We start from the raw sequence: 17,768 nt of genomic DNA on the forward strand, positions 1-17,768 counted from the left end.
ATCCCCGGACACCGCCTGTGCGAGCGGGGCGGATGCCCCCGGGGCCGGTCACGCGGCCTGCCCCAGGCGGAAGTCCAGCGCGTTCTCGACCTGATGGAACTTCGCCACGATGTCGTCCTCGTCCCTGCCGCCGATGAACACCAGCGCCAGGCAGAAGCTGTAGCTGTCCTGGTCCATGAGCGCGGACAGCCGGCCGCCCTCCTCGACCTGGACCTGGATGGTGGTGCCGGGCACCTGCCGCTCCACCCGGCGGATCTCGGCCTCGTCGGGGATGCGCTCCACCCGGGCGTCACCGTAGGTGCGAAGGAAGAACTTGCCGGCGACGGGGTAGGCGCCGTCGCCCTTGATGAAGCGCGGCTCACGGCCCAGCGCCAGGTCCACGGCGACCTCGTGGCTGGACGTGCCGTCCACTTTCTCGAACAGGTCGCAGTGGGACTCCGAGATCCGCGTGTTGACCTCCAGCAGCCAGATGCGATCGCGCTCGGCGTCCCAGAAGAACTCCACGTTGAAGGGCATGTTGTCGTAGCCGATGTGGCTCAGGAACCGGCGCGTGATCGCCTCCATGCCCTCCAGGACCCGGGTGGGCAGGGCGGAGGGGTACTGGTAGCGGCCGAAGGTCGAGCGGTTGGCATGGCGCTTGGAGTCGATGGCGCCGTAGACATGGATGTTGCCGTTGAAGCCGTACCCCTCCAGCGTCACCTGGTGGCCGTCGATGATGCCCTCGGCGATGCAGTGGCCGCCGCCCACGCCCGCCACGTCCGGCGGCAGCTCCACCTGGTCCAGGAGGTAGTCGAACGGCTCCCGGAAGCGGCTGATCTCGGCGCGGATCCTGCGGATGCCGGCATGGAAGTCCTCGGGCCGGTCCACGCGGAAGCCCAGGTACGACGAGAAGGACTTGACCGGCTTGATCCAGAACGGGTAGCCGACTTCCTGCTCCAGCCGCTGCAGGGCCTGGTCGTCGAACGGGTCGAAGGCGGCGAAGGGGGGCGTGCTCTTCGGCGTGACCTTCGCCTGCTCCACCCGTGCCCAGTACTTGTGCTCGCAGGTGAGCACGGCCTCCAGGGACGCCGAGGGCAGGCCGAACTCCCGGGCCAGGATCGGCACGATGGTGCTCACCGGGAAGTCGATGTAGTGGATGATGCCGTCGACGGAGCCGGAGAACGCCCGCAGGCGCTGCCGGGCATGGTCGAGGATCTCCTGGATCGGGTAGTGCATGCGCTCCGTGAGCTCGGAGCGGTCCAGGAGCTTGTGGAACGTGATGCTCTCGCTGCCGCGAATGTTCTCCAGCTTGCGCCGGTTGAACTCGTTGAGACCGAAAACGAATACGTTGGTGTTGGCCATGGTGGCCACCTCCCTGCAATCTTGTTCGGTTATTCAGGGAGATAAAGTCGCTCGCCGACGGAATCAAGGCCGTGCGGGCGCTGCCGCGTCACGGCGGGGTATCATCCCGCGGCGTTTCTGGTATAGTCCGCAGCGTTGATGCGCTCCGGTTCGCATCCGGCTTTCGTGGTTTTCCTTCCAGGGCCTACCCGAATTCGCTTTTTTCCAGCCTCAACCGGGTCCCGGACCAGCCGCGCCTGCGGCCGGCGGGTAGGCACCAACGGAGTTACCACATCCATGTCTTTCAATGAACTCGGCCTCTCGGCCGCGCTGGTTCGTGCGGTCAGCGACCAGGGCTACGACACCCCGACCCCCGTCCAGGCCCAGACCATCCCGGCCATCCTCCAGGGCGGCGACGTCATCGGCGTTGCCCAGACGGGCACCGGCAAGACCGCCGGCTTTACCCTGCCCATGCTGCACCGGCTGATGGACAGCCGCCCCGACGGCAAGGGGCGCCCGGTGCGGGCGCTGATCCTGACGCCGACCCGCGAGCTGGCGGCGCAGGTCCAGGAGAGCGTCAAGACCTACGGCAGCCACCTGCCGCTGAAGTCCGCGACCATCTTCGGGGGCGTCGGCATGCAGCCGCAGATCCAGACCCTGCGCCGCGGCGTGGATATCCTCGTGGCAACCCCGGGCCGGCTGCTGGATCACATGCGCCAGGGCACGGTGGACCTCTCCGGGGTGGAGACCCTGGTGCTGGACGAGGCCGACCGCATGCTGGACATGGGCTTCATCCACGACATCCGCAAGATCATCGCGGCCGTGCCGAAGCAGCGCCAGACCCTGCTGTTCTCCGCGACGTTCTCCGACGAGATCAACAAGCTCGCCCAGGGCATGCTGCACTCGCCGACCCACGTGGAAGTCGAGCGCACCAGCAGCGCCGCCGAGATCGTCACCCAGACGGTGCATCCGGTCAGTCGCGGCGGCAAGCGCGAGCTGCTAAGCAACCTGATCCGCGAGGGCGACTGGCGCCAGGTGCTGGTGTTCACGCGCACCAAGCACGGCGCCGACCGCCTGGCCGGGCAGCTGGAAAAGGACGGTCTCGATTCCGCCGCCATCCACGGCAACAAGAGCCAGGGCGCGCGCACCAGGGCGCTCAGCCAGTTCAAGAAGGGCCGGGTGCGGGTGCTGGTGGCCACCGATATCGCGGCCCGGGGGCTGGATATCGACCAGCTGCCCCACGTGGTCAACTACGAGCTGCCCAACGTGGCGGAGGACTACGTCCACCGCATCGGCCGCACGGGCCGGGCGGGTCACGAGGGGCACGCGGTGTCGCTGGTGTGCGTGGACGAGCTGCAGCTGCTCAAGGGCATCGAGAAGCGTATTGCGCGCTCCATCGACAAGCGCGTCGTCGCCGGTTTCGAGCCGGATCCCTCGGAGAAGCCGGAGCCGCTGTTCAAGAAGCCTGCCGGCCGGCGGCCCGGCAACGGCAACGGGCGGGGTCAGCCCCGCGGGCGCCGCAGCGCGGGTGCCGGACGCGGCTGACGGGCATCGCCACCGCTTCACGAAAAAGCGCCCGGTCCCGACCGGGCGCTTTTTGCTTGTGGCCAGCGCGGGGGCGTGTCGACACGCCCCCGCGGGCGCGGTGCGGGGTCTACAGGTTCGCCGCCACGCGATCGAGGCGTTCCTCGACCTCGTCGTCGTTTTGGGCGAGATAGCCGATGGCGCGGTACGTTTCCACGTCGATGCCGGAGAACTGGATCGCCGTAGTCATGTCGGCCACGGCGTTGTCCCGCAGATCTGCGCGCTCCTCGGCGTCTTCCGCCTCCCGCATCATCTCCGCGTAGCTCGCGCGGATCGACTGAACCTGGCCGGCCGCATGGAGGAATGCCTCCAGGTCCGCATCGCTCAGATCGCTGCCGGAGATGTCGGCACTCCTCGCGACCTCGCTTTCGTAAATGTCATCCTGCTGGGCGAGCACCCCCGTGCTCGCGGTCCCCAGGAACAGCCCCGCGGTCAGCGCCAGGGCCAGGTGCAGTGATGGCTTGTTGTGCATCGTGTTGTTCTCCTCGTCTCGCAACGTACCCGCGGGCAACATGCCATGTTTGCGGCCACACGTCACGCGCGTCCGGAGCGGGGGAGCGTCAGGAGCCTTCCTGCTCGAGCCGCGCCGCCTCCTCCCGCTCGTAGCTGCGCGCCGCGGGGGCGACACTGCCGGCCTCGCCGGTGGTCAGCCAGCGCCGCGTGCGCCCGGCATCGCCCAGGGGACTGCGGGTGCCGCGGGAGTTGAGGAAAACCATGGCCACGGCCCGTCCCTTGATCTCCGTGACCATGGCCAGGCAGCGCCCCGCTTCGTCGAGATAGCCCGTCTTGCTCAGCATCACCGGCCACTGCGGATTGCTGATCAGCGCATTGGTATTGCCGTAGCCGAGGGTGTAGGGCGGGGAGCGGAAGCGCGCGCTATAGTACGACGTCGTGGACAGGCGCCGCAGGGCCTCGTGGCGGTAGGCGGCGCGGACCAGGGTCAGTACGTCGGCGGCGCTGGAACGGTTGTCCGGGGAAAGCCCGCTGGGGTCGACGAAGTGCGTGGCCGACATGCCCAGCTCGCGGGCCTTGTCGTTCATGGCGCCGATGAAGGCCTCACGCCCGCCCGGGTAGTGACTGGCGACCACGTGGGCGGCGAGGTTCTCCGAGGACATCAGCGCCAGGCGCAGCAGGTTCTCCCGGGTGAGCTCGGAGCCGATGCGGATCCGGGAGTAGGCGTTGTTCTCGGCTTCCTGCGTGCGCTCGACGACGGTCAGCCACTCGTCCAGTGCCTGCCCGGCGTCCATGACCACCAGGGCGGTCATCAGCTTGGTCAGCGACGCGATGGGGACCGCCGTGTTCGCCCGTTTCGCGAGCCAGGTCCCGTCGCTGTCGACGGGCCCCACGGCAGCGTGCACGGAGGCCAGTTGCGGCGGATTGCCGCGGGCCTCGGGCACCGGAAGAGCAGCGGGTTGCGCGGCGTGCGCAGGTGCGGCAATGAGCAACGTGACGACAAGGAGTGGCACGATGAGCCGGGGCATTGTTCCTTCCATTCGGCCGGGGATGAATCCGCCTTATTCAGCGGCAACGCCGCAAGCCCGTCAAGTACATGGTCGCCACCGCGGCGCGGGATCGGGCGGCTCGCGGTCGCCGGATCGGCGGGTTGCCGCGGGCACCCTTGCAACAGACGTCCGGGCCTATACATACTAGGGCTGGCTGGCACTTCCCGCGATAGCGAAGCGACACACCGCACTGCGGGAACACGGCCCCGGCCCTTCGGGCCGTGCCCGCCATCGCGCCGGGCAGCGTCGCACGCCGCTCATCCGGGCTCGTCTGGACTCCGCTCCTCGCGCCTTGCCTCGCGCGATTGCGGGTGGCAACGCCGCGCCGGGAGGCCGTCGACAGGCCCTTGAGGTATTCTGGAACAGGAGGATATCAGCACCCGTGTCCCGCAACGGATCGCAGAGCGACGGTGACGACGACGACCACGAATTCGGCCACGTGTTCCGCCCGCCTACCGGGCCCCTGGCACAAGAGGACAAGCCGCTCCCGGTGTACGCCATGTTCCTGCTGGCCCTGGCCGTTGGCGTGTTCGGCGGCTTCGGTGCCATCGCCTTCCGATCCATCATTGCGCTGTTCCACAACATCTTCTTCTACGGCCAGTTCGCGCTGACGTACGATCCGGACGCCCACATCGAGCCGAGCCCGCTGGGCGCGCTGGTGATCCTGGTACCGGTGGCCGGCGCCGTCGCGGTGACTTGGATCACCCGCACCATGGCGCCCGAGGCCCGGGGGCACGGGGTCCCCGAGGTGCTCGGCGCGATCTATCACCGACGGGGTCACATCAGCCCCGTGGTCGTTCTCGCCAAGTCGCTGGCATCCGCGATCTCGGTGGGTACCGGCGGTTCCGTGGGGCGCGAGGGGCCCATCATCCAGATCGGCTCGGCGTTCGGATCGACGCTGGGTCAGCTGACGCGCATGCCGACCCGCCAGCGGATCACGCTCATCGGCGCCGGCGCCGCCGCCGGCATCGCGGCCACGTTCAACGCACCCATCGGGGGGCTGGCCTTCGCCATCGAGCTGCTGCTGGTGTCGATCAGTGCGCACACCGTGGCGCTGGTCGCCATGGCCACGGTGATGGCGACCTATATCGGCCGGCTGTACAGCGGGCTGTCGCCGTCGTTCGACGTGCCCCGGATCGCCCATTTCGCGGACCATCTCGTGAACCTGTACACCCTGGCGCTGTGCGTGCCGTTCGGGCTCCTCGTGGGGGGTGCGTCGACGCTGTTCATCCGCAGTCTGTACTGGATGGAGGACGGGTTCCGCCGGAGTTTCACCAACGAGTACCTGCGGCACGTGTGCGGGATGCTCGCGGTGGGCGTGCTCATGTACGCCATGCTGCGCCTGCTGGGCAACTACTACGTCGCCGGCGTCGGCTATGCCACCATCATGGACGTCCTGCGCGGCGCCCTCGCCGACCCGATGCTGCTGGTGGCGCTGTTCGCCGCCAAGCTCCTGGCGACCACGCTGACCCTGGGCTCCGGTGCCTCGGGCGGGGTCTTCTCGCCGTCGCTGTTCCTCGGCGCCACCCTGGGCGGGGCGTTCGGCGGTTTCTTCGCCTGGGTTTTCCCGGGGACCGGAATCGAGCCGGTGGTTTTCGCCGTCGCCGGCATGGCCGGCATGGTCAGCGGCACCACCGGTGCCGTGCTCACCGCGATCACCATGCTCGTGGAGCAGACCCGGGACTACAGCGCCATATTGCCCATTATCACCACGGTGGCGCTGGCGTGCGTGGTGCGCGTGTGGCTGACCCCGGAGAGCATCTACACCCTGAAGCTCGCGCGCCGCGGCACGGCGGTGCCCCAGGGGCTGGAGTCGCCGGTGTCCAGCGGCAAGAAGGCCGAGGATATGATGTCGACGGATTTCCAGGTGGTGGACGTCAGCGAGCTCCGGGACTGGCAGCTGGCGTATCGTCCCGGCGAGGGGCCGCGCTACACGGTGGTCGCGGACAACGACCGCATTATCGGCATCGCCCGCCCGGAGCTGGTCTACCTCCTGCGCGACATCGATCCGGACGCCGTGATCGACCGCAACGTCTTCTCCGCCACGGGGGATACGCGCTGGCCCGTGATCATGCGCGGGCTGCGCATCAAGGATGCGGATGTCGCGCTGGTGACCGCCCGGCGCCACTCGCACCGCCGCGAGGACCTCATCGGCGTGCTTACGTCGCGGGAAGTGGCGCGGGCGGCCGGGGACAGCGCCGAGTTGCTGGAATAGCGCCACCGGCGGCCGCGCCGTCGGTGGCCGTTCCCGGTCTGTTCTGATCACTGCTACGATGCGGGTTACCGGCACACCGGACGAAACAAGAAGACGCAATCAAAAGCTCGTCGGGCGACGCGGGGGCACATGGCGTACCTGGATGATTCTCCCTCGCCGCATGTCATGGGATCGATCTCGTCGGTTCTGCTGCTGGCACTGCTGGGTGCCGCCGTGGGCGGCGTTGCCTCGCTGCTTTCCCTGGGGTTCGTCTGGGTCGTGCACTGGCTCAACGACGTATTCCTCATCTCGCCGCGCAGCCGGATGCTGTTCCGTCCCGCGGACTGGCTCATGGTGGTGACCATCGCCGTACCCGCCGTCGGCGGGTTGATCGTCGGCGTGCTGCACCGGTTCATCCCCGAGCGCCGGCCCCACTCACCGGCGGACGTGATCACCGCGGTGCAGACCCGCCGCGGCCGCCTGCCGGCCCGCGCCGGGATCCTGTCGGCCTGCAGCGGGCTCGTCTCCCTGGGCTGCGGGGCGTCGGTCGGTCAGTACGGCCCTCTGGTCCACATGGGGGCGAGCTTCGGCTCCCTGTTCGCGCGCTTCCTGCAGGCCGGGCGCTCAGCCGACAACATCGCCATCGCGGCCGGCGTGGCGGCGGTGATCGCCACCGCCTTCAATGCCCCCCTGGCCGGCATCGTGTTCGCCCACGAAGTCGTGCTCAGGCATTACGCCCTGCGGGCGTTCGCGCCCGTGGCGGCGGCCGGGATCATGGGCCACGTCCTTGCGGATGCCGTGCTGGAGCGCGATGCCCTGTTCCACGTGGCGGAGACCGGGGTGCCCCATGTCTGGGAGTTCGGCGCCTTCCTGGTCATCGGCGCGCTGGGGGCCGTGGTCGCCGGCGCCTACATCCACGCGATCCTGGGAGCAGGGCGCCTGGCGCGACGGCTGCCCGTGCCCGCCCTCGTGCGTCCGGCCGTGGCGGGCGCAGCGCTGGGCGTCGCCGCCCTGTGGGTGCCCGACATTCTCGGCATGGGCCAGGAAACCCTGCGCCTGGCCACCATTGCGGGCGCCTTCAGCGGGCCCGAGCTGGTGCTGGTCCTGGTGCTGAAGGTGCTGGCCACGGCGCTGTGCATCGGCATGGGGTTCGGCGGCGGCGTGTTCAGCCCGGCGCTGGTGGTGGGCACCCTGTTCGGGGCGCTCTGCGGCACGGTCATCGGCCTGGTTACCGATGGCCAGGGGGCCACGCTGGCGGTGTACGCGATCTGCGGCATGGTCGCCGTCACGGCCCCGGTAATCGGGGCCCCCATCACCAGCCTGCTCATCGTCTTCGAGCTCACCGGCAACTACGTCCTCGCCATGGCGGCCATGGCGAGCATCGCGCTGGCGAACCCCATCGGCGCGCAGCTGTTCGGCCGCTCCCTTTTCGACATCCAGATGCGCAACAACGGGCTGGATCTGTCCGCCGGGCGCAGCCGGGCCATGCTGCAGGATCTGGGGATCGCGCCTCATCTATCGCATCATTGCGTTGTCCTGGCGCCGGAGACGCCGCTGGCGGAGGCGGTGACGCGGATGAGCCATGCCGGTCACGGCGAGGGCTACCTGGTGGACGGCGGCCAGCGCTACTGCGGCACGGTCACGCTGGCGCGGCTGACGGCGGCATCCGAGGACGGCGCCGCCGAGCGCCCGGTGCGCGAGTACATCGACCCCGACCGCCCGCTGCTGCCCCGGGATGCCTCCGTCTGGGACGCCATGGGCGAGCTGCAGCAGTTCGCCGGCGAGGCCATCGCGGTTGTCGAGGACACGGCGTCCCGGCGTTTCCTCGGGGTGATCTACGAGGCGGCACTGACGCGTGCCTACATGGAGAAGACGGAAGAGCTGCGGCGTGAGGAGCATGGTTCGGGATAGGCGATGGCTTCGGCGGGCGCGGTGGGTACCGGGCCAGGGTGTGCTCGGCGCGGTGCGCGCGTGCGTTTCCGGTCTGCTGCTGACGGCGATGCCCGCGGAAGCGGAGGAGGAGCGCTCGATCACCGTGCTCAGCTGGGGCGGTGCCTACGAGGAGGCCCAGCGTGAGACGTGGTTCGATCCGTTCACGGAGGCCACCGGCATCGAGGTGCGGGTGGAGCGCTACAGCGGCGGGCTCCGGGAGCTTCGCAGCGAGGCCGACAGCGAGCACGCGCCGTGGGACGTGGTGGATCTCACCATGAGCGACGCCCTGGCGGCGTGCGAGGAGGGCCTGATCCAGCGCCTGGATCCCGGGATGCTCCGGCCGGGCCCGGAAGGGACGCCGCCGCGCCGGGACTTCCTGGACGGGGCGCTGACCGAGTGCGCCATCGCGCATACGGTGTTCGCCACCGTGGTGGCCTACGACCGCACGGCCTTCCCCGGCCGGCGCCCCACCGCCATCGGCGACCTGTTCGATCGGGAACGCTTCCCGGGACCGCGGGCCTTGCAGCGGGCGCCGACGGCCAACCTGGAGTGGGCGCTGCTGTCCTACAACGTCCCCCTGGAAGAGCTCTATGAGCTGCTCAGTACCCGCAGAGGCCTGCGGCTCGCCTTCCGGCGGCTGGCGAGCCTCGGTGATGCGGTGCGCTGGTGGGACGCGCCCGAGGAGCCGGCGCGCCTTCTCGCCGACGGCGAGGTGGTGATGGCCTCCGGCTACAACGGCCGTTTCTTCGATGTCATGGTCAACGAGGACGCCCCCATCGAGATTCTCTGGGATGCCCAGATCCGCGAGTTCGAAACCTGGGCGATCCCGCGGAACGCGGAGCACCCGGACGCCGCCCGTGCGTTCATCCGGTTCGCCACCCGCAGCGATCGCCTGGCGGCATTCGCCCGTCATCTGCCCTATGGTCCGGCAAGGCATTCGGCTGCGGAGCAGGTGACCACGCATGCGACGACGGGAATCGACATGCGCCTGCATATCCCGACGCATCCGCTCAACTCCCGGCGAGCCGTACGCAAGGACGAGAGCTGGTACGCCAGCGTGCACGACCGCATCAACGAGCGCTTCAACGCCTGGCTTGCGGAGTGGAAGGAACGGACCGCGGAGGCGGCGTCGGAATCGGCGGAGTAGGGTGGTTTTCGCGGCGGTCTCCCGCATACTGGTTTTTTCACGCAGGCAAGGTGACAAGAAAGATGGGTGGGCAACGACAATTGATCCGGGATTTCCTGGCACAGAAGACCATCGCGGTGGTGGGCCTGTCCCGCAGCCGGATGACGCCGGGCAATGCCATTGCCCGGCAGCTCGACGGCGCCGGCTACACGGTCTACCCGGTTCATCCGGACGCCGACGAGATCGACGGCATGGCCTGCCTGTCCGGCCTGGCCGCCGTGCCGGAACCCCTGGACGGGGTCATGCTGGCGACCCGGCCCGATGTGACCCGGGAGCTGGTGGATGAATGCATTGCGCTGGGCGTGCCCCGGATCTGGATGCACAACAAGATGGGCACCAACCCCCGCATCGGCAGGGCCGATTCCGAGAAGAACGGCAGTGTCTCCGCCGAGGGCGCGGACAAGGCGCGCAGGGCCGGTATCGCCGTGATCACCGGCAGCTGCCCGATGCAGTTCGTGGCGCCCGTGGATGCCGCGCACCGCTGCATCGCGTGGTTCAACCTGGCCGTGGGCAATACGCGCTGAGGGCGACCGCGGGAAGGTTTCTTCCCGAAAGGCTCGTGACAGGCCTTAGCGGCGCTCCGTCTGAGCACCGCCCGGGTCTTCGGCCGTCGGCGGGTGGGCAAAGCAATAGCCGTTCCTGCCATTGCTCTTGCTCTGGTACATGGCCTCGTCGGCGCGGCGGATCAGCCGGTCCGCCTCGCCGGCCTCGTCGTCCATGCGGTCCGGGACGTGGTCGGGATAGAGGGCGATGCCGATGCTCACCCCCACGCGGAGCTCGGTGTCCCGCCATCGGACCGGGTGGGCGAGGGTCGCCAGCATGTCCTCGGCCACCCGTGTCGCCGCTTGCGCGTGGTCGACGGCGGGCAGCACGACGAGGAATTCATCGCCGCCGATGCGGCCCACCGTGTCCGTCTCCCGGGTGCAGCCTTCCAGGCGCCGCGCGATGTTCCGCAGCGTGGCGTCGCCGACGGCGTGGCCCATGGTGTCGTTGATCTCCTTGAACCCGTCCAGGTCCAGGTACAGGACGGCGACCTGGCAGTGTTCCCGGCGGGCAAGGACCATGGCGTGCAGAAGACGGCTGCGGACCAGCCGGCGGTTGGGCAGTCCCGTCAGCACGTCGTGGTTGACGATGGTCCGCAGCTCGTACACGCGCCTCTGGTAGAGAAGCGTCGCCAGGAAGGTGGCAATGGCCTGCACGGTCTCGGCGTCGCCCTGGTCGAGACGCGGCATGAACGGATTGCGCTCCAGCGTGCGGCCGGTGAGCAGCACCGCCTCGACGTTGTCTTCCACCACCACGGGGGCGGCCACGAAGTACGGTACCTCCAACCACTCCGCGACGTCGGCGAGTGCCGGGTCATCCATGGCCTTGGTCAGCACCGCCGGCGTATCCGGCTGCAGCAGCTGTGCGGGCAGTTCCCGGGCTTGCGCGCCGATGGCCGTCGCCTGTTCCTGCGGATAGCCGAACACGACGGCCGGCCGGAACCGGCCGTCGTCCTGGGGGATCAGCACGACGGTCCGCTGCATGGCCAGCGCGGGATTGATTTCCGCGCCCGCGTCGCGGAAGGCCTGCAGCTCGTCGTCCCCGGTCGTGCTCATGGCCCCGGTCAGCCGCGCCAGCAGCGAGAACCCGCGGCGCTTCTGCTCAAGCTCATGGCGCTGGGACGACAGCGCGGCGTCGGTCTGCAGCAGCGTCGCGGCCAGCGCCTCGTTGCGCTCGCGGTAGTAGGCCACCTGGCGGGCCAGCTCGCCGGCATCCGGCCGGGTGTCGCTTCCGTCGCTCATGATGCAACGCTGAACAGGCAGAACACGCCGGTCCAGTCCAGCGGCCGCGGGCGATTCTGTACCTGCCCGATCTCCACGCCCGAGTAGAAGCCGAGCAGGGGCACGCGGTCGGCTACGGCGCGCTGGACCATGGCCGCCTCCTCTTCCTCCATGCCCGCGTAGGCGGCGGCGCGGCCGCCGCAGTCGATGTACAGGGCGAATGCCGGGCGCCGCCCGGCGGCCTGGCGGAAGACGTCCTCGACGCGGGGCGCGATGGAATACATGGTCACGTTGCGGTGCATGAACTGCACCCGGGAGCCCGCCTCGATATCCGGCTCGAACATGACCAGGCCGCCGCGCTCGCGGTCGACCTTCAGGCAGAGCCGGTTGACGTAGGCCGACTCGTCGAACGGCGCCCAGGGGTCGCCGGTATTGATGCCCAGGGTGACGAAGAAGCCGTACTTGTCCAGCGGCAGGGATGCACCCAGGAGCTCCTGGGTCACCTCCACCGCCGGGCGGTGGTCCAGTTCCAGCACGGTGGCCCCGTCAACGCGCGTGACGGTCCGGTAGTCGCTCGCCGGCTCGCAGCCGTGCAGGATGGTGGTGTGCATGCGCACGTCATCGGGGAAGGTCAGGGCGATGGCGGTCTGGTCGCGCACCGTGTCATCGATGATCTGGCGCGTCGGCGAGCCGGTCATGTCCCCGCACAGGCCCGCGCCCACCAGCTGCGGCAGTACGCCGGCCTCCGCGTGCATGCCCGCGAGAAGCGGCGTGGCCATGTTGAGCTTCATGCGGCCGGAGCGCCGGTTGACGGAATCGTACAGCAGGACGCTCGGGCGCTCGTGCCGGCCGTCGGCGAGCTGCCTGCCCAGGGCCTGACCGATGCGCTCCTCCTGGTCGGCGAGGTCGCCCTCGGCAAGGATGCCGGCGCCGTCGCCATCGAAGGCGAGGACCGCGACGCCCACCTGATAGCCGCCGTAGCCCAGCTCGGTGTTGGTCAGCGCCCCCACGGCGTCGCCGCCGATGATCCGCGGCCGCGGTCCGGCGGCGCGGCGCACGCCGGCGTGGATGTGCTCGCTGTCGTGGAGCGCGGTGGAGAAGATCACCACCAGGTCGCACCGCGATGCCGGGCAGCGGTCCAGGGCCTGGCGCACGGCCTCGTAGCCGGCGGTGAAGCTGTCGGAGTCCTCGCAGTATGCTACGCCGGCATGCATGGTTATCGTCCGTGAGCGTGATGGGCGGCGTCCGTGCGTGAGCACGGCCCGCCGCACCTTGACGTTGGAACCTCTGGTATCGTAATGCTCGTTGCGCCATATGCAATGCGGGCAGTATCACACATTCGCACGACGGACCGGGTCCGGCACCAGGGAGGGAAGCGCATCATGCGGAGCAAGCGCATCGCGATCATCGGCGGCGGAATCGGCGGTCTGTCCGCTGCCTACTACCTGCACGGCCGGGAGTCGGAGGATGGCCACGCCCGCTTCGAGTGCACCCTGTTCGACGCAGCGTCCACCCTGGGCGGCAACGCCCGCTCCGTCTACGGCGGCGAGCCGTTCCGGCAGCCGTTCGGCGACCTCGGCGTCAACGACTTCAACACCAAGACCTATACCCTCATGGACGACATCCTGGCCACCCTGGATGCGACCTGCGTGGACGGGGCGTTCCCCTTCCGGGTGGCCACGGCGAATCTCCTGAATACTACCTGCTGGTATACCCCGCGCGGCCAGGAGGGGCCGGAGATCAGCTACACCGACGCCGATCTCAAGGAGCCGGCCTCGCCGTTTCTCGAGCGCATCGCCGAGGACTGGCACCGGTTCGCCGTGGACGGTGCCGCCCGGGTGCTGAACCACCCGGACCACTACCAGGACATGACGGTGGGCGAGTTCGTCCGCGAGCAGGGCTACAGCGACGACTTCGCCGTCTACAACCTCTATGCCCGCATCAACGGCATGTACTTCATGGATGACCGCCATCCCTCGGAGATGCCCATCCTCGGGGTCATGTCGTACTACTCCCTGCAGGAGGGGATGCTGGGCCAGTCCATGCCCGACCCGGATCGCAAGTATTTCGTCAACGGCGCCAGCGACTGGATTCACCGGCTGGGGGCGTACCTGGCATGGCGCGGGGTCCGGTTCCTCACCGGAACCCGGCCGGGGGTGGACGCGGATGCCGGCGACGGCGCCCGGGTGCGGTGGTGCACGGCACGAGGGGAGGAGAGCGAGTACTTCGACGCGGTGGTTCTCGCGGTCCATGCCGACGACGTGGGCCGGGTCGTCGAGCGCGGCCTCCCCGGCGGGGTGGCGCGGGTGCTGTCGTCGTTCCGCTATTTCTCGTCGCTGGCCCTGTGGCACGACGACGAGGCCGTCATGCCGCCGGACCCGGAGCAATGGCGCACGTACAACATCGTGATCTATCCGGAGGATCGTTACCTGCTGCGCCCGTACACCATCAACTACGTCTGCGCCATGCACCAGGGCCGGGACGTCGCGCAGCCGCCGTTCGTCAGCGAGTCGCCGCTGCAGGGGGTGCGGAGGGACCGGGTTCGCCAGGTGACGGATCCCGCCGACCCGGACGGGCCGGCCGTGCCCGCGGTGTCGTGGTTCCGCCACAACATGGTCTCCCGGCAGTCCCGGCAGGCCCAGCAGTGGCTGCATCAGCAGCAGGGCGTGAACGCGCTGTACTACACCGGCGGCTGGACCCAGGGCGCGGGCCTGCACCAGGAGATCATGGCGGTGTCCCTGGATATCGCCAAGCGCCTGCGGGGGGTATGGCGCGAGGACGAGGCCAATGTGTTCCTGCCCCACCGGCGCGACCAGCTGCCCCTGTACCTGCGCGTGGCTGCGGCGCAGTACCCGGAGACACGCGGCGACATGATGCCCGAGGGCTTCGTCTAGGGCACGGGGCCCTAGGCGTTGCGGTGAAGGGTGCGCACGCCGCCGTCGCCGCCCAGCAGCAGGACGTCCGCAGGGCGCAGGGCGAACAGGCCGTTGGTGACCACGCCGGGGATGTCGTTCAGGGTGCGCTCGACGGCGACCGGCTCGTCGATCCCCAGGCCGCCGACATCCAGGATGACGTTGCCGTTGTCCGTGGTGACGCCCTCGCGCAGCACCGGCTGCCCGCCGACGCGGCGGATGATCTCCCGGGCCACGAAGCTCCGCGCCATGGGGATGACTTCCACGGGCAGGGGGAATGTCCCCAGGCGTCCCACCAGCTTGCCGTCGTCGGCGATGCAGACGAACCGCCGGCTGGCCCCGGCGACGATCTTCTCCCGGGTCAGGGCGCCGCCGCCGCCCTTGATCAGCGCCAGGTGCCGGGTGGCCTCGTCGGCGCCGTCCACGTAGACGTCCAGCGGCCCGGCCTCGTTGAGGTCCATGACCTCGATGCCCGCCCGGCGCAGCAGGCCGGTGGAGGCCTCGGAGCTGGACACCGCCGCCCGCACCGGCTCGCGCTGCTGGCCCAGGAGCTCGATGAAGTGGTTCACCGTGGAGCCCGTGCCTACGCCGATGACGGAGTCCGCCTCGATGTAGTCCAGGGCGGCCTCGGCGGCGGCCCGCTTGTCCGCGTCTGCGGTCATGGATGGTTGCCCTCGCTGTGCGTGTTGCGCCCGGCCCCATGGTACGCCGTCACGGGGAGTGCTTGAAGTCGGTCCTTTGCCGCGGCAGGAGCGACCTATAGACTGGAGGATTTTTACGGTAGCGCATTGGACAGCAGCTCCCGGCGGGTCGACACTGTCAGCCCCTCGGCGAGCTGATCACGGCCGACACAGCATGTAACAACAACGGGATATTCATGACCCAGGCCTATCTGGAACGCATTCTCACCGCCTGCGTCTACGACGTCGCCATCAACTCGCCGCTGGACGCGGCTCCGGCCCTGTCCGCCCGCCTGGGCAACCAGGTGCTCATGAAGCGCGAAGACCTCCAGCCGGTGTTTTCCTTCAAGCTCCGGGGCGCCTACAACATGATCTCGCTGCTCCCGGAGGAGGCGCGCGCCAAGGGCGTCATCTGCGCCTCGGCGGGTAACCATGCCCAGGGCGTAGCGCTGGCGTCGAAGCGGCTGGGGATCAAGGGCACCATCGTCATGCCCCGTACCACGCCGGCCATCAAGGTGGATGCCGCGCGCCGGCTGGGCGGCCGGGTGGTGCTCCACGGCGACGGCTACGACGAGGCCGCGGCCCACGCCACCAAGCTCATGGAGGAGCGCGGCCTGACCTGGATTCCGCCCTACGATGCGCCGGACATCATCGCCGGGCAGGGCACCGTGGGCATGGAGATCCTGCACCAGCATCCGCGCAAGCTGCACGCGATCTTCGTGCCCGTGGGCGGCGGCGGGCTCGCGGCGGGCGTGGCTACCTACGTCAAGCAACTGCGCCCGGATGTCCGGGTCATCGCCGTGGAGCCCGAGGATGCGCCGACGCTGCATTCGGCCCTGAAGGCCGGCAAGCGCGTGCAGCTGGAACAGGTGGGACTGTTCGCCGACGGCGTCGCCGTGCGCCAGATCGGCAAGGAGACGTTCCGGGTGCTGCGCAAGCACATCGACGACGTGATCCTGGTCAACACCGACGAGATCTGCGCCGGCATCCGCGACATCTTCGACGACACCCGGTCGGTCATGGAGCCGGCCGGGGCGCTGGCCGTGGCGGGGCTGAAGAAGTACGTGGAGGAGCACGGCGTCGAGGGCGAGAACCTGGTAGCCATCAACAGCGGCGCCAACATGAATTTCAGCCGGCTGGGCCATGTCGCCGAGCGCGCCGAGGTGGGCGAGCACCGGGAGGCGGTGCTGGCGGTCACCATTCCCGAGCGGCCGGGCAGCTTCCGGCAGTTCTGCCAGGCCATCGGCAAGCGCTCCGTGACCGAGTTCAACTACCGCTTCTCGGACCCGCAGCAGGCGCACGTGTTCGTGGGGCTGGCACTGAGCGACGGTATCCAGGAGAAGGACGACCTGGTGGCCGACCTGCGCAGCAAGGACTACCCGGTCCTGGATCTCACCGAGAACGAGATGGCCAAGGTGCACCTGCGCCACATGGTGGGCGGTCACGGGCACCTGGTGGAACACGAGCGGGTGTTCCGGTTCGAGTTTCCGGAGCGCCCGGGGGCGCTGACCCAGTTCCTCAACCGGCTGGGGCGGCGCTTCAACATCAGCATGTTCCACTACCGCAACCACGGCGCCGCCTACGGCCGGGTGTTCGTGGGCATCCAGGTGCCCCCCGAGCACGGCGAGCGGTTCGATGCGTTCCTGGACGAGGTGGGCTATCAGTACGTGGAGGAGACCGGCAATCCGGCGTACGAGCTGTTCCTGAGCTAGTGTCCTGCAACCCGAATCCAACGAATTCGGGTTGCAGGACACTGGAGGGATATGCCGGCCGAAGCCGGCCCGCGTCAGAGCGACGAGGCGGCCAGCTCCAGCCGCGACGCCGCGGCGTACAGGCGCGCCGGCTCCGTGGCGACGCTGTCCGGCGGGACCAGGCTCGGCCATGCGGACTCCAGCCCCTCGAGCTGGGAGCGCATCTCCGCGACCACCTCGTCATCCGCGCCGAGCATGGCCTCGAGATCGTCGAGCCGCTGCCCGGCGATGCGGACGAAGCCGAGGGCATCCTGGTACTCGTGGGCATTGGTCACGGCCCCGTCGTCACCCACGGCGATGTCGTACTCCTCCGCGGCGGTCGTCACCAGGTTGACGATGACCTGCGCCAGCCCCCGTGCATCCGGGTCGCCGGCGGCGTCCTCGGCGGCGCCCACGGCCTCGATGACGTCCTCGTAGGCGCTCTCGACCTCCGCCACCGGGGCGCCGGCCTCGACCCGCTGCGCGAGTTCCTCGAGCTCACCGGCGAAACCCTCCGCATTCCGCGCCTCGAGTGCCGGCACAAGGCCCGCGTAGAGTTCGTCCTCGGGATGCTTCATGTGCGTCTTCGCGGCCTCCACGGCGTTCTCCCGGTACAGCTCCATGCCTACCAGCAGGTGCCCGCGGACCAGGGCGAGCTGGCTCCGGTACGCCGTATCATCGCTTACCGCAGCGGCGGCACCGGCCTGCTCGCCGCCTTCACCGCCCTCGCCACCTTCGCCGGCCTCACCAGCCTCACCAGCCTCACCAGCCTCACCAGAGGAGGCGACCAGCACGGAGGCATCCACTTCCAGTGCGCTGTGGGCGCTGTCCATGTCGGCGGCGGCGTGCAGCGCGGAGCCGCTGGCCAGCACCGCTCCGATTCCGACCCAGATCTTGTGCTTCGTTTCCATGGTGAACGCTCCTCTTGCTGTCGCGGTTGCTTCTGGCACGGACCGAAGGTAGCC

14 protein-coding genes are annotated in these 17,768 nt (G+C 69.2%); 7 read left to right on the forward strand and 7 right to left on the reverse strand.

Features of this window, described 5'->3' with window-relative positions; genetic code table 11:
- Nucleotides 1-48: 48 nt before the first annotated feature.
- Nucleotides 49-1,341, reverse strand: a complete 1,293-nt coding sequence (locus QWY84_RS04850) for an ATP-grasp domain-containing protein (RefSeq protein WP_290201321.1) — start codon at nucleotides 1,339-1,341, stop codon at nucleotides 49-51.
- 276 nt (nucleotides 1,342-1,617) lie between these two features.
- Between QWY84_RS04850 and QWY84_RS04855 the strand changes: the two genes are divergently transcribed.
- Complete coding sequence (locus QWY84_RS04855; protein WP_290201322.1) at nucleotides 1,618-2,865, forward strand: DEAD/DEAH box helicase; 1,248 nt, start codon at nucleotides 1,618-1,620, stop codon at nucleotides 2,863-2,865.
- Between the two features lie 109 nt (nucleotides 2,866-2,974).
- Here the strand turns inward: QWY84_RS04855 and QWY84_RS04860 are convergent, their stop codons facing one another.
- Entirely contained in the window at nucleotides 2,975-3,376 is a 402-nt protein-coding gene (locus QWY84_RS04860; RefSeq protein ID WP_290201323.1) for a DUF4168 domain-containing protein, read from the reverse strand.
- A gap of 88 nt (nucleotides 3,377-3,464) precedes the next feature.
- Nucleotides 3,465-4,385, reverse strand: coding sequence for a D-alanyl-D-alanine endopeptidase (gene pbpG, locus QWY84_RS04865; protein ID WP_290201324.1), 921 nt, complete (start codon nucleotides 4,383-4,385; stop codon nucleotides 3,465-3,467).
- A 403-nt stretch (nucleotides 4,386-4,788) separates the two neighbouring features.
- On the opposite strand from pbpG, the gene QWY84_RS04870 reads away from it, so the two are divergent.
- The 4 genes from QWY84_RS04870 to QWY84_RS04885 all read left to right on the forward strand — a co-directional run bounded on the left by QWY84_RS04870 (nucleotide 4,789) and on the right by QWY84_RS04885 (nucleotide 10,242).
- A complete protein-coding gene (locus QWY84_RS04870) occupies nucleotides 4,789-6,621 on the forward strand; it encodes a chloride channel protein (RefSeq protein ID WP_290201325.1) in 1,833 nt (610 codons plus the stop codon).
- 129 nt (nucleotides 6,622-6,750) lie between these two features.
- Nucleotides 6,751-8,511: a chloride channel protein gene (locus QWY84_RS04875; protein ID WP_290201326.1), complete on the forward strand. Its 1,761-nt coding sequence runs from the start codon at nucleotides 6,751-6,753 to the stop codon at nucleotides 8,509-8,511.
- On the forward strand, nucleotides 8,498-9,679 hold the full coding sequence (locus QWY84_RS04880; RefSeq protein WP_290202681.1) for an ABC transporter substrate-binding protein: 1,182 nt from the start codon (nucleotides 8,498-8,500) through the stop codon (nucleotides 9,677-9,679). Before QWY84_RS04875 ends, QWY84_RS04880 begins: the two co-directional genes overlap by 14 nt.
- 62 nt (nucleotides 9,680-9,741) lie before the next feature.
- Complete coding sequence (locus tag QWY84_RS04885; RefSeq protein ID WP_290201327.1) at nucleotides 9,742-10,242, forward strand: CoA-binding protein; 501 nt, start codon at nucleotides 9,742-9,744, stop codon at nucleotides 10,240-10,242.
- 45 nt (nucleotides 10,243-10,287) lie between these two features.
- Here the strand turns inward: QWY84_RS04885 and QWY84_RS04890 are convergent, their stop codons facing one another.
- On the reverse strand, nucleotides 10,288-11,502 hold the full coding sequence (locus QWY84_RS04890; RefSeq protein ID WP_290201328.1) for a diguanylate cyclase domain-containing protein: 1,215 nt from the start codon (nucleotides 11,500-11,502) through the stop codon (nucleotides 10,288-10,290).
- Nucleotides 11,499-12,695, reverse strand: a complete 1,197-nt coding sequence (locus QWY84_RS04895) for an FIST signal transduction protein (protein WP_290201329.1) — start codon at nucleotides 12,693-12,695, stop codon at nucleotides 11,499-11,501. The genes QWY84_RS04890 and QWY84_RS04895 overlap by 4 nt, the downstream gene beginning before the upstream one ends.
- Before the next feature lie 168 nt (nucleotides 12,696-12,863).
- On the opposite strand from QWY84_RS04895, the gene QWY84_RS04900 reads away from it, so the two are divergent.
- On the forward strand, nucleotides 12,864-14,375 hold the full coding sequence (locus QWY84_RS04900; RefSeq protein WP_290201330.1) for an NAD(P)-binding protein: 1,512 nt from the start codon (nucleotides 12,864-12,866) through the stop codon (nucleotides 14,373-14,375).
- Between the two features lie 11 nt (nucleotides 14,376-14,386).
- Here the strand turns inward: QWY84_RS04900 and rpiA are convergent, their stop codons facing one another.
- Nucleotides 14,387-15,055: a ribose-5-phosphate isomerase RpiA gene (rpiA, locus tag QWY84_RS04905; protein WP_290201331.1), complete on the reverse strand. Its 669-nt coding sequence runs from the start codon at nucleotides 15,053-15,055 to the stop codon at nucleotides 14,387-14,389.
- Nucleotides 15,056-15,270: 215 nt separating this feature from the next.
- On the opposite strand from rpiA, the gene ilvA reads away from it, so the two are divergent.
- On the forward strand, nucleotides 15,271-16,785 hold the full coding sequence (gene ilvA / locus QWY84_RS04910) for a threonine ammonia-lyase, biosynthetic (protein ID WP_290201332.1): 1,515 nt from the start codon (nucleotides 15,271-15,273) through the stop codon (nucleotides 16,783-16,785).
- Nucleotides 16,786-16,859: 74 nt separating this feature from the next.
- On the opposite strand, the gene QWY84_RS04915 is transcribed toward ilvA, so the two are convergent.
- Nucleotides 16,860-17,714 carry a 4-helix bundle domain-containing protein gene (locus QWY84_RS04915; protein WP_290201333.1) on the reverse strand — a complete coding sequence of 285 codons (855 nt, stop codon included), beginning with the start codon at nucleotides 17,712-17,714 and terminating at the stop codon, nucleotides 16,860-16,862.
- Nucleotides 17,715-17,768 lie beyond the last annotated feature (54 nt).

Source organism: Aquisalimonas lutea, assembly GCF_030409225.1.
Taxonomy (GTDB): Bacteria; Pseudomonadota; Gammaproteobacteria; order Nitrococcales; family Aquisalimonadaceae; genus Aquisalimonas; species Aquisalimonas lutea.

What these genes read in the sequence shown, in the direction of transcription:
- QWY84_RS04850 (WP_290201321.1), bottom strand. Translation starts at nt 1,341, where the DNA reads ATGGCCAACACCAACGTATTCGTTTTCGGTCTCAACGAGTTCAACCGG.
- QWY84_RS04855 (WP_290201322.1), top strand. Translation starts at nt 1,618, where the DNA reads ATGTCTTTCAATGAACTCGGCCTCTCGGCCGCGCTGGTTCGTGCGGTC.
- QWY84_RS04860 (WP_290201323.1), bottom strand. Translation starts at nt 3,376, where the DNA reads ATGCACAACAAGCCATCACTGCACCTGGCCCTGGCGCTGACCGCGGGG.
- pbpG (WP_290201324.1), bottom strand. Translation starts at nt 4,385, where the DNA reads ATGCCCCGGCTCATCGTGCCACTCCTTGTCGTCACGTTGCTCATTGCC.
- QWY84_RS04875 (WP_290201326.1), top strand. Translation starts at nt 6,751, where the DNA reads ATGGCGTACCTGGATGATTCTCCCTCGCCGCATGTCATGGGATCGATC.
- QWY84_RS04880 (WP_290202681.1), top strand. Translation starts at nt 8,498, where the DNA reads ATGGTTCGGGATAGGCGATGGCTTCGGCGGGCGCGGTGGGTACCGGGC.
- QWY84_RS04885 (WP_290201327.1), top strand. Translation starts at nt 9,742, where the DNA reads ATGGGTGGGCAACGACAATTGATCCGGGATTTCCTGGCACAGAAGACC.
- QWY84_RS04890 (WP_290201328.1), bottom strand. Translation starts at nt 11,502, where the DNA reads ATGAGCGACGGAAGCGACACCCGGCCGGATGCCGGCGAGCTGGCCCGC.
- QWY84_RS04895 (WP_290201329.1), bottom strand. Translation starts at nt 12,695, where the DNA reads ATGCATGCCGGCGTAGCATACTGCGAGGACTCCGACAGCTTCACCGCC.
- QWY84_RS04900 (WP_290201330.1), top strand. Translation starts at nt 12,864, where the DNA reads ATGCGGAGCAAGCGCATCGCGATCATCGGCGGCGGAATCGGCGGTCTG.
- rpiA (WP_290201331.1), bottom strand. Translation starts at nt 15,055, where the DNA reads ATGACCGCAGACGCGGACAAGCGGGCCGCCGCCGAGGCCGCCCTGGAC.
- ilvA (WP_290201332.1), top strand. Translation starts at nt 15,271, where the DNA reads ATGACCCAGGCCTATCTGGAACGCATTCTCACCGCCTGCGTCTACGAC.
- QWY84_RS04915 (WP_290201333.1), bottom strand. Translation starts at nt 17,714, where the DNA reads ATGGAAACGAAGCACAAGATCTGGGTCGGAATCGGAGCGGTGCTGGCC.